Below are 12,035 nucleotides of genomic sequence, written 5' to 3' on the forward strand. Positions count from 1 at the left end.
CTTACACAATGAGATTATATTATATTCCGGTACTATTTGTCCTAATCGCGACGAGCACGCTAAAGAGCCATGCCCAAATTAGTAACAGTAACAACCCGCACCCCTCAGCAGCAGTAGATATTACTGCTACCAACAAAGGCCTTTTGCTCCCAAGAGTAGCCCTCACCGGAACGGCAGATGTAACCACTATTCCCGCTCCAGCCACAAGCCTCGTGGTCTATCATACTACCACTGTGGCCGGCATGCCCGAAGGATTTTATTACTGGAATGGCACCCGCTGGGAATCCCTGTCTAACGAAGCCGTGACCCATGCCTTCGCCAGTGCCGTGAATACACTAACCAGCACGGTTAACGGCGTACAAAAAACCGCACCAATCATCAATACTAATGCACTGAACCTAACAGGAACGAACCTCACCAGTACCGTAAACGGAAAAGCCAGTGCAGCACTCAACCTGGCATCTATTGTCCCTGCTACCACTAACCTATTGACCAGTACGGGAAATGTGTTAACGTCTAACGTTAATAATGTTCCCAAAACGGCACCTATCATTAATAGCAATGCGCTTACCTTATCAGGAACCAACCTGACCAGTACCGTAAATGGGGTAACCAGTCCAGCATTGAGTCTTGCCGGACTGGCAGGATGGAGCCTCGCAGGAAATGCAGGTACCGCTGCGGCCAACTTCTTAGGGACTACAGACAACCAACCCTTACGCTTCCGAACCAATAATACAGAGAAAATGACAATTACTGCAGCCGGTAATGTGGGTATCGGTAACACGGCGCCAACAGCACCATTACACTTTAGTACTGGAGTAGCCAACCGCAAAATAGTCTTGTTTGACAATAAAAATAACGACCATGAATTCTATGGTTTTGGAATCAGTTCCGGAATGCTCCGTTCTCATATCAATGCATCTACTGCCGCTTTTGGCTGGTTTTCAGGTGTAAATGATACTACATCGAATGAAATCATGAAATTGGGGGGCAATGGTGCCCTAAGCCTTGGTACAGCTGCCGGAACAGCCACAATGACCGGTGCACGACTGGATGTGGCCAAAGGGGAAGTACGTTTCCGGGACCTGCTGTCCAATGGAGTTGCTACCGATAGCCTCGTAACCATAACCAGTAGCGGTTACCTGAAGAAAAGAGCAATAGGCAGTATGGCATGGGGCCTCACTGGAAATACGGCGACAGCAACCGATTATATTGGAACTAAAGCAACGGTTAATCCCTTTATTATTAAAACCAGTAGTGCTGCGACCGGAGCCGGGGCTACTCCTACTGAACGGATGCGCATCGATAAAGATGGAGTAGTGACCATTGGTAATGTAGCCGGATCACGCCTGGCTTTCAATACAGAGCCTGATGCTACTACTGATATCAACAGCCGTAGAGTGGTACTGCATCTTGGTGCCAATGACCACCAATACCGCGGTTTTGGGATTTATAGTAATCTGCTGGTTTCACAGGTCGATGCCACTGGCGCCGATTTCCTCTGGCGCGCTGGTGCCAACGCCACGACCTCCAATGAACTCATGAAATTGAGGGGCAATGGTGCCCTAAGCCTTGGTACAGCTGCCGGAACAGCCACATTGACCGGTGCACGACTGGATGTGGCCAAAGGGCAAGTACGTTTCCAGGACCTGCTGTCCGATGGAGTTGCTACCGATAACCTCGTAACCATAACCAGTAGCGGTTACCTGAAGAAAAGAGCAATAGGCAGTATGGCATGGGGCCTCACTGGAAATACGGCGACAGCAACCGATTATATTGGAACTAAAGCAACGGTTAATCCCTTTATTATTAAAACCAGTAGTGCTGCGACCGGAGCCGGGGCTACTCCTACTGAACGGATGCGCATCGATAAAGATGGAGTAGTGACCATTGGTAATGTAGCCGGATCACGCCTGGCTTTCAATACAGCGCCTGCTACTACTGATATCAACAGCCGTAGAGTGGTACTGCATCTTGGTGCCAATGACCACCAATACCGCGGTTTTGGGATTTATAGTAATATGCTGGTTTCACAGGTCGATGCCACTGCCGCCAATTTCCTCTGGCGCGCTGGTGCCAACGACACGACCTCCAATGAACTCATGCGCCTTACAGGAACCGGTAACCTGGGTCTCGGCATTGCAGCCCCTACCCAAAAATTACATGTAGTTGGAAAAGCCATTATTACCGCAATGGATACCGGTGCCGCTGCCGACCAGGTTGTTACTGTAGATGCTGCAGGGCTTCTGAAAAAAAGAACCCTGGCTTCGGTCGTGCCACCTACCACCAATGCCCTGGCACTCAACGGAACCAACCTTACCAGTACGGTAAATGGGGTAACCAGTAATACATTGAGCCTTGCCGGACTGGCAGGATGGAGCCTCGCAGGAAATGCAGGTACCGCTGCGGCCAACTTCTTAGGGACTACAGACAACCAACCCTTACGCTTCCGTACTAATAATACAGAGAAAATGACCATCCTTGGAAATGGAAACGTAGGAATAGGTACCACTGCACCAGCCTATGGATTGCACGTACAATCAACGGCAGCGGCAGGGTATGTGGCGCAATTTTCTAATAGTACTAATGTTCATGGTGCTGTATATGTAAGGGATACTAATGACGGTAACACTGGAATTGCCGGATCTTATTTTGGCACACGCACGAACCATGGAACTAATATTATGACAAATGCAATCTCCCGCATTGCCATAACCAATGCAGGACGTGTAGGGATTGGACATAATGCACCCACCTACACCTTAGATGTAGTAAGTACTACCAACGACGAATTATTAGCTAGTTTTCTACCCCAAAATAAAACAGAAGGTATTGCTATCGGATTTTCCGGAATCAGTAAAATTGCTTCTACTGCTAACAGTGACCTAAAGATTTCACCTAAAGGAACCGGAAAAGTTAATATTGATGGCCCTGCATTAATTAAAACCTTACCTGCCGGAACTGTAGGAGAACAGGTCGTAGTCGTAGACGGCTCCAATAACCTGAAAAAAATAGCCGCTGCTTCGGTAGGAAAAACCTATGTAACGCGAGCAACAACAACAGCTGCCGTAACTTCGGCTACTTCTGGCATTACGACTACAGCAACAGTACAAAACACAGGAGCCTACTGGAATGCAAACCAATTACAGGGTAGAACAGTGGCTGCTACAACTCCAGCAGCGGGACAAATATTGCGATATGACGGCAGCCAATGGCAGCCTTACACCACCGCAACCTATTCCCCTACTCTCGTAGGTAACCTGGGCACTGGTCAGACCCTGCCAGCAAACAATGCACATGTCTGGACCCGGGCTCAAATCACATTACCAGCTAATTCTAAATATATCATTACGGTAAACATGCTGGCCACCTCACACCCCAACCGGGCACCGAACAACTCCTATGTATGGATACGTTCTTGGTTTTCAAATTCCAGTACCAATTCTACTCCAACGGGGGATAAGATAGGGGGAGGACTGGTGAGTGGTAATATAACCGCCAACTCCCTATACACTATGGTTAACGGTACAGTGATCCTGCACAATAGCAGCAATGCTGCCAAAACCTATTATTACTGGGCCCATACCGATGACCGTTTTGGTAATCCCAATGTTTTCAATAGTTTTGGCCGTATTACCGATGGGGAAAACCAAATGTTTGCAGTACCTATTGATAATTAACCTGCCTATCCTGTTACTATGAAAAATATACGAACTTCCTGTTTCAGCTTTTTAGCCCTCCTAAGCTATAGTGCCGTCCAGGGCCAATTTTACAATACCGCCCAGGTGGTAGTGCAGCCCGGGAGCCTGCTTTCCATCCATTCCGATTTTGAGAATGCCGCAACAGGGACATTCCGGAATGATGGTGAAGTCCACATTTTGCAGCATTATAATAATGATGGCCAGGTCACCTTTCATCCTGCACACCAGGGAATTACGGTATTTTCAGGAAACAGTGTCCAAACACTGATGAGTATTGCACCTGGTGCCAAGACCGACTTCAAACATTTAGAACTGAATAATCCTACACCGGTCATGGCGATTGACCTGTGGTCGCCCATCCAGATTTTTGGTACGGCCAGCTTTATGCGGGGAATTGTCGATGCGCGCACCAATGCCGGGTTAGTTACCTTTGGCGAAGATGCCGCAGTAACCAATGCCGACGAAGACAGCTTTATCGATGGCCCCACGGTAAAAGTAGGATCCAATGACTGGACCTCTCCTATTGGGCACCAGGGCCATTACCGCCCTGCCGGCCATACCCAATTGGCCGGGAGCGAACAGTACCGAAAGCAGTATTTTATGGAAAATCCCGGAACCCTCTATCCGCTATCGCAAAAAGCATCCGACGTCTATGTGATCAACCAGAACGAATATTGGGAAATGCATCGGGAAGTGGGGAACACGATGGCTGTAATTACGCTATCCCTTAATCCGGCAACCACACCCTCCTATCTCTTTGAAGAGACACCCGGCACTACTTTACAGATCGTACGCTGGAATGAAGACACCCAGCAATGGATCTCCCAGGGTGGTATTGGCGATAGTGGACTGACCGAAGTATCAGCATTGGTAACCGGTTATGGTGTGTTCACGATAGCACTGGTATTTGAGGATGATCATGAAAGTTTTGATGGCATGGTCTTTTACAATGGGGTATCGCCAAATGGTGATGGCAAAAATGACTTTTTCCACATTAGTGGTATCGAGCGTTATCCCGACAATACCCTCGAGATTTACAACCGGTATTCACAGTTGGTATACCGTGTCGATAGTTATAATGAAACGGAAAGGGTCTTTAAAGGAATTTCCAATACAAGCCTCAATGTCAATAAACCAGCGGGACTACCTGTGGGAACGTATTTCTATGTACTGAAATACAATAACGGCCACAGGACCAAATCCAAAACTGGATACCTCTACATCAGTAACAAATAATAGACTGTTGGACGATTGGTGAAAGGGAAAAAGTGAGAGGTCAGATAGAGGAAGTAAGAAGTAAAACTGATGTTGTCGAAGTGGTTTGAGGCCACAGGCAAGATGCCCGCGGGAGCGAAAATTACGAAACATAGTTTCTTTACAACTAAATACCACATAGGTAGCATCTCATTAAGTGTGTAAGTTAAAAAGTTATTCTGAAAATTTTGAGCTAATTCAAAAAGCTCAAAAATTTTCGGAAATAACTTTTTAACATTTTATATTTACATCTTATGATTGACAAAGAAGACTTATTGAACAACAAGGATTTCTATAAATCCTTTAAAACGGGGGAAGATTTGACATCTTTCTTCAAACAAATGCATAAAAGAGCAGTAGAACATATGCTCGAAGCTGAACTTGATGCGCATCTTGATAATGGGAAACATGAGAAAACGACTGATGGGAACTATCGTAATGGACATCAAATCAAAAAGATAAAATCGTCCTTTGGTGAGAGTGAAATCAAAGTTCCACGCGATCGGGAAAGCAATTTTGAACCAGCATTAGTGCCTAAGCGGCATAATATTATAGATGGTTTAGAAAATATTATCATCTCTTTCTACGCCAAAGGAATGAGCGTTAGCGACATTGAAGAACAGATTAGAGAAATGTATGATTTTGATGTATCTACTTCTACTATCTCACGTATTACCAGTAAAATATCGAATGAAATAGTTGCGTGGCAGCACCGTCCATTAGAAGATTTATATCTTATTGTTTGGATGGATGGAATCGTATTTAAAGTTCGTGATAACTCAAAAGTAATTAATAAAACCATTTATCTGGCTGTTGGGTTGCGGCGGGATGGCAAAAAGGAAATTCTTGGAATGTGGCTTGGAAAGAACGAAAGTTCAAGTTTTTGGATGAGTGTTCTGACTGACTTAAAAGCTCGTGGTGTGGAAGATATTTTGATCACTGCCACGGATAACTTAAATGGCTTTACTCAAACAATACGCTCGGTTTTTCCACAATCCCAAACTCAAATCTGCGTGGTTCATCAAATACGAAATGCCTGTAAATATGTGGTCTGGAAAGACAGGAAGGCCTTTACTGCTGATATGAAACACATTTATAACGCGCCAAATAAACAAGCAGCAGAACACGCGTTAAACGATTTTGCTGAGAAATGGGAGTCGAAATATTCGTATGCCATCAAGTCCTGGCGAGACAATTGGGATGAGTTGACTGTCTTTTTTGACTTCCCAGTGGAAATCCGTAAAATTATTTATACCACTAATCTGATTGAAAATCTTAACGGAAAAATCCGGAAATACACCAGAAATAAAATGTCTTTCCCAACCGATGATGCGGTCTTGAAATCGGTTTTCCTAGCCTTAAGAGAAGCTACAAAAAAATGGACAATGCCTATAAGAGATTGGGGGATTGTATTAAATCAATTTGTGCTTATATTTGAAAAAAGGCTCAGATTATAAATCCAAGCCTAAACTTTTTAACTTACACACTTTGCGGGATAGTGTCACCACATAGGCTACCGCGAAATTCCAGCTAGTGGCGACAATCTGAATCCATAACAATTGTAAAAGAAGTGAGACGTGAAATGGAAGAGGTAAAAGTAAACCGGACGTTGTCGATGTAGTTTGCGGCCACGGGCAGGATGCATCTCTCATTTTACCTCAACCATCTTACCTTTTCCCTTTTACTTCTCCACATCTTACCTTTTCACCTCTTACTTCCTCACCTCTTACTTTTCACTTCTTCACCTCTCACCCGCTGCTCTTTACTTTTCACAGATTTATCTCACAGACTTCGTTAAAAAGTGTATTTTTGTAATTCCCCTGCAAGTAAATAGTATTTTCTTGTGTAAACTACAAAACCAAAGTACTTTACGCAGCCCAAATTTTTAAAACCTTTATTATGACGAATCCCGTAACACCACCACATTACATTGTCCGTAAAATCAGTCGTATCCGCGAACTGAGAGGAATAAATCAGGACACGCTGGCTATCAAATTGGGAACAAGCCAACAAACCGTGAGCAGAATGGAACAAAGTGAAACTATTGACGACGAAAAGCTGGTGGAGATTGCAAAAATATTAGGCGTTACTACAGAAGCCATCAAAAACTTCTCGGAAGAAGCAGCCATTAATAACTACAATACATTTAATGACCATAGTGGAGATAACTTCTTAGGCAGTAATTGTAGTTTTACCATTAATCCTCTGGAAAAACTTATTGAAGTTGTGGACGAAAACAAAAAGTTATACGAACGCCTGTTACAATCGGAACAGGATAAGATTGCTTACCTGGAACAGATGCTAAAGAATAAGTAATACATATCATATATATACTGACTGTATGAGTCCAAAAAATAGTGGGGTTTAGTACCCCACTATTTTTTTGTACCTATTTTAAAGATGGACAGTGAGAAGTAAAACCGGACGATACCGAACGTAGTTTTCGGCCACGGGCAGGATGCCCACGGGAACAAGAACTACGGAACCTATTTACTTTACTACTAACTAACGCAAAGGCTACCGCGAGGTTCAAGCTCGTGGCGACAATCAGAATCCATAACTATTATAAAGAAGTAAGAGGTAAAAAGTGAGAGGTAAAAAGTAAAAACCGATGTTGTCGCTGTAGTTTGCGGCCACGGGCAGGATGCCCGCGGGAACGAAGAAAAGTGGGACGTACAGCTAAGGTATGTCGACGTAGTTTACATCTATCTAATACCGAGCTCCACTTCTCACTTCTTCCCTTCTAACACTCAAAAAATACGTCGAGGGACGTATTCCGATACGTCGAGGGACGCCAAATTATACGTCGAGGGACGTGTCGCGACCACACCTTTGACGTGTCGCGACACGTCCGGGGACGCCAAATTATACGTCGGGGGACGTGTCGCGACCACACCTTTGACGTATCGCGACCACACTTGGGACGTAAAATGACCACACCTCCGACGTATCGCGACACGTCCGGGGACGTATCGCGACCACACTTTGGACGTATAAAATGCACACTTTGGTGTGGTCGCGACCTCGACTTACCGTATAGTTTTTCACACTTTAGTGTCAACGTGACCTCGACACACCGTATAACGATGCACACTTTGGTGTGGTCGCGACCTCGATTTCACGTATCAGATGCACACTTTGGTGTGCACGCGACCTCGACCCACCGTATAACGATGCACACTTAAGTGTGGTCATAAATTCGATCCTATGTATCGGATGCACACTTTGGTGTGCACGCGACCTCGACTTACCGTATAACGATGCACACTTAAGTGTGGTCATAAATTCGATCCTATGTATCGCCCTCCCAATGGCACGGCTGTTTTTGGGTATTTATTCTCCTGTTACTTTCATTTAAATATATTTAGTCCTTATACACTATTAATGAACGCATTGCCTATCGTTGTCAATGCGACAATTATACATAAAAAAAGCCTCCCGAAGGAGGCTTATAACAAAACAAACTAAATAAATGGCGACTGGTACGATCGCCCATCTGTTATTTTTTATGGCCGATAAAGATAAATTCGGATCGGCGGTTCAGGGCATGCTCCGATTCGGCACAAGGCACATCATCGGTACATTGGTTAACGGTATGCTGTTCTCCATAACCGCGGCCACTCACCCGGTCATAATCAATGCCGTGTTCCAGTATGTAATTCATCACACTGCTGGTACGCCTTTCGGAGAGGGCATCATTATAGGAAGAACGTCCCCTACTATCGGTATAAGAACGGATATCAAGGCTTAATCTTGGATTATTCTTCAGGATCCGGATGACATTATCAAGCTGAACTACAGCCTCTTTGGTAATACGGGACTTATCGAATTCGAAATACACCGGATCGACATCAAATTCGCTATCGGTAAGGGTTCCTTCATACTCATTTGGATTATCGGAATTGGTTGCATTGGCTTGGTTATCCTTACTGCTATTATTTCGGTCACTTCCGTTACTTTCCCCCTCTTCATTGAGGCCTCCGGCAGTATCTTCCGGGACATTCTCTCCCGCCAAAGCGAGGTCATGCCCATTTTCATCTGTAATAATTCCGGTTACATTTTTTTCCCGGTGTATGAACCCCTTGACAAAAGGATGGTTTCCGTCACTGTCCTTAACTTCATTTTTAGTTATGGCTTTGAGGTTGTTTTGATAATCGGGGTCGGGTTCCAGTTCTACATTGAGCCGGACCATTTGGTTGTCATCGGCAGCCGTATTGCCTACTACCAATTTTGAAATGAGGAATCCCGGGTTTTCATAACGGAGCATATAGCGCCCGCGGGGTAATTTGACTAAATATTCGCCATTGGCATCGGTAAAAAATTCGTCTACCAAATTCCCCTCTTCATCATAGGCGGTGATTTTGGTAATTCCTGTTATCAGTTTCTGGTCATGATCCTGTAAGGTTCCAAAGAGAATCATCTCGTTGGTACTGATGGCTTCCTGGTCTACCGGAAAAACAGTAAACACGGCATCATTCCCAAAACGGTTACTGGCCACATAGCCCTGGTTATTTTCGGGATCCATGACAAATGTAAAATCATCCTGGGTAGAATTGATGGGTTTTCCCATATTCAGTATGGCAAAAACACCGTCGCTATCGACACGTGCTTCATAGACATCAAGCCCTCCCAACCCGGCATGGCCGTCGGAAGAGAAATAGAGTGTCCCGTCCGGTCCTACATACGGGAAGGATTCGCGTCCGGGGGTATTAATTTCATTGCCCAGGGATACGACTTCGCCAAAAGTGCCGTCATCGTTTATCGCTACACGATAGAGATCGGTAAGCCCTAGGGAACCGGGACGGTCGGAGGCAAAGATGAGTGTTTTTTCATCCTTGCTGAGTGTGGGATGGGCATTCGAAAATGACGCGCTATTAAATGGCAATTCCTGTAGGGAATCCCACAGGCCTTCGGCATTGATCGTTGCCCGGTAAATTTTGAGCTGATTTGTTTTCTCGGTATCCCTCCGCTTTTTGTTATAGCGCCTGCCACTTCGGGTAAAGTACATGGTTTTGCCATCCCGCGTAAAAGCAGGGGTTGACTCATGGTATTTGGACTGTTCGGTTTTCTCGAGTATTTTGGAAGCGATCAGGTCGCCATTATCGGCTATGGTCGCATTGAAAAGTTTAAAAAAGGGCTTATTGCTCCAGCGGTCGATCTGGGCAGTAGCATCTACAGCACGTGCGGAGGTATAGATCACGGCCCGGTCTTTATAAAAGGCGACACCATAATCTGAACTTCCGGAATTAAGGCTCACGGGGCGCAGCGTATAACGTCCCGAAAGCTTTTCGATGGCTTCGAGGTTGGTCATGGTATTGAGGCTATCGCAGGCAGCACCGGTACAGTGCTTATTAACGGATTCCAAAACACCTGCAGCGGCATCATAATCTCCTGCGGCCCGCAGGCATTGCCCATACCGGAAGAGGTGAACCGGATCGATGGCCGTTTCATTTTGCATGCCATGCATGAGAGTGTACCATTTCAGGGCTTCGGGCATATTGCCGTTCAGGTAGTAAATATCGCCCAGCCGGGTATAGGCTAAGGCAGACCGGTAGCCTTTATCCACAAATTTCGTATACAATTCTCCCGCTTCGACATAGGCAAACTGGTCATATTTTTTGTTGGCCTTATGGAGGTCCTTTTGCTGGGAGTAGGTGTGAAAGGACAAAACGGCAAAAGTTAAAAGCGTAAAGTATACCTTCATAGATTGTTTTTTAAGTTAGAAGAATCGGGGATTAACGTATCGATTTGTGTTTTTGGAGAAGAGGTCAAATCGAATGAATATTTCATGGGAACCGGAGTTGTAATTCCCCAGCTTGTTTGTATCAAAATCATAACTGTAGCCAATTTGCAGGTCTTCGCTAATCTGGAAACCCGCCAGGGCGCTAATAGCGGCATCCCAACGGTAGGAGGCACCCAGGGTAACCATGTCGCTGATCAGGAAATTGGCCGACACATCGATGGACAAAGGTGCTCCCGATATGGCGCGGATCATGGTAGCCGGCTTGAATTTCAACTCGGGGTTGATTTCAAACACATAACCGGCAACACCATAAAACTGGGGTTTGCTGGCCGTAAAACTGCTGGCCACGTCATCATAAAATTTGGTATTCAGGATATATGGTACCGATAGCCCCACATACCATTCTTCGGTATGTACAAATAGGCCTACCCCAACATTGGGAGAAAAGCGGTTCAGTGAGCCTGTTAAGGAGGTATCCCCACCGTGCTCTATATTTAATTTATTAAAATCAACCTGAAGTTGCCTTCCCCCGGCAGAAACACCAAAGGAGTACTTTACATCATTATCATAATCGACGATCGTATAACTGGCATTGATCATTGCGGTAGTTTCTTTGGACGGCCCAATCTGGTCATTAAAGATATTGACACCAAGACCGCCGTACTCGCCTAAGGGGCTTTGCCCTGAAAAGGATATGGTTTGTGGTGCGCCATCCAGCCCTACCCATTGGGTACGATAGGAAGCCAAAGCGCTCATCACGCCTCCTGTTCCGGCATATCCGGGGTTGAATGCCATAGGGTTGTACATGTATTGTGAAAATTGGGGTTGGTTTTGCGCCTGGGCACTGTTTAATCCCAGGACTGCTACAATAAAACCGATTGCTATCTTCTTCATTTCGTTTAGTTTCCGGAATACGGATGTCCGCATTCGCTAATTGTCATTAATTCATTTAAATAGTCAGTAATTCCAACTACCAGAGGCGGTATGATCTTTTTGATTACTGTAAAATAGGAGGCGATATTCTATACTATGCAGCACTGCGATGCTTGCCCCCCTACAGAAAAGGGTATAAAAATCAAACACTACCCAACCCAATTAGGGCTGTTACTGGTAATATTGGGGCAAAATTACTCCTTGGAGAACGTACCGATTACCCCAATACGTCATTATAATATCAGAATAGGACAATTCGTACCCATAATCGGTTGATTATAAACAATCCCATCCCTTTTATTGCAGGAATAGATTGCATAAGGGCCACTAAGCAACTGTAAATGTGTAGTCTAATTACACAGGATCCTGAAACAACCGGAACGTACTCCAATTTTTAAAATCGC

General features: G+C 45.1%; 6 protein-coding genes. 4 read left to right on the top strand and 2 right to left on the bottom strand.

From position 1 onward, the window contains the following. Nucleotides 1-8 precede the first annotated feature (8 nt). From FK004_RS04135 to FK004_RS04150, 4 genes are all read left to right on the top strand, one after another. Complete coding sequence (locus FK004_RS04135) at nucleotides 9-3,680, top strand: beta strand repeat-containing protein (protein ID WP_108736118.1); 3,672 nt, start codon at nucleotides 9-11, stop codon at nucleotides 3,678-3,680. Nucleotides 3,681-3,698: 18 nt separating this feature from the next. Then, a complete protein-coding gene (locus tag FK004_RS04140) occupies nucleotides 3,699-4,937 on the top strand; it encodes a T9SS type B sorting domain-containing protein (protein ID WP_108736119.1) in 1,239 nt (412 codons plus the stop codon). 272 nt (nucleotides 4,938-5,209) lie between these two features. Then, nucleotides 5,210-6,412 (top strand): IS256 family transposase, encoded by a 1,203-nt coding sequence (locus FK004_RS04145; protein ID WP_108736120.1) that lies wholly within the window; start codon nucleotides 5,210-5,212, stop codon nucleotides 6,410-6,412. 442 nt (nucleotides 6,413-6,854) lie between these two features. Beyond that, nucleotides 6,855-7,271 (top strand): helix-turn-helix domain-containing protein, encoded by a 417-nt coding sequence (locus FK004_RS04150; RefSeq protein WP_108736121.1) that lies wholly within the window; start codon nucleotides 6,855-6,857, stop codon nucleotides 7,269-7,271. Between the two features lie 1,183 nt (nucleotides 7,272-8,454). Here the strand turns inward: FK004_RS04150 and FK004_RS04155 are convergent. Both FK004_RS04155 and FK004_RS04160 read right to left on the bottom strand, forming a co-directional pair. Further along, complete coding sequence (locus FK004_RS04155) at nucleotides 8,455-10,659, bottom strand: OmpA family protein (protein ID WP_108736122.1); 2,205 nt, start codon at nucleotides 10,657-10,659, stop codon at nucleotides 8,455-8,457. 15 nt (nucleotides 10,660-10,674) lie between these two features. Next, nucleotides 10,675-11,592 carry a PorP/SprF family type IX secretion system membrane protein gene (locus FK004_RS04160; protein WP_108738746.1) on the bottom strand — a complete coding sequence of 306 codons (918 nt, stop codon included), beginning with the start codon at nucleotides 11,590-11,592 and terminating at the stop codon, nucleotides 10,675-10,677. Between the last annotated feature and the right edge of the window lie 443 nt (nucleotides 11,593-12,035).

Source organism: Flavobacterium kingsejongi, from assembly GCF_003076475.1.
GTDB lineage: Bacteria > Bacteroidota > Bacteroidia > Flavobacteriales > Flavobacteriaceae > Flavobacterium > Flavobacterium kingsejongi.

What these genes read in the sequence shown, in the direction of transcription:
- FK004_RS04135 (WP_108736118.1), top strand. Translation starts at nt 9, where the DNA reads ATGAGATTATATTATATTCCGGTACTATTTGTCCTAATCGCGACGAGC.
- FK004_RS04150 (WP_108736121.1), top strand. Translation starts at nt 6,855, where the DNA reads ATGACGAATCCCGTAACACCACCACATTACATTGTCCGTAAAATCAGT.
- FK004_RS04160 (WP_108738746.1), bottom strand. Translation starts at nt 11,592, where the DNA reads ATGAAGAAGATAGCAATCGGTTTTATTGTAGCAGTCCTGGGATTAAAC.
- FK004_RS04155 (WP_108736122.1), bottom strand. Translation starts at nt 10,659, where the DNA reads ATGAAGGTATACTTTACGCTTTTAACTTTTGCCGTTTTGTCCTTTCAC.
- FK004_RS04140 (WP_108736119.1), top strand. Translation starts at nt 3,699, where the DNA reads ATGAAAAATATACGAACTTCCTGTTTCAGCTTTTTAGCCCTCCTAAGC.
- FK004_RS04145 (WP_108736120.1), top strand. Translation starts at nt 5,210, where the DNA reads ATGATTGACAAAGAAGACTTATTGAACAACAAGGATTTCTATAAATCC.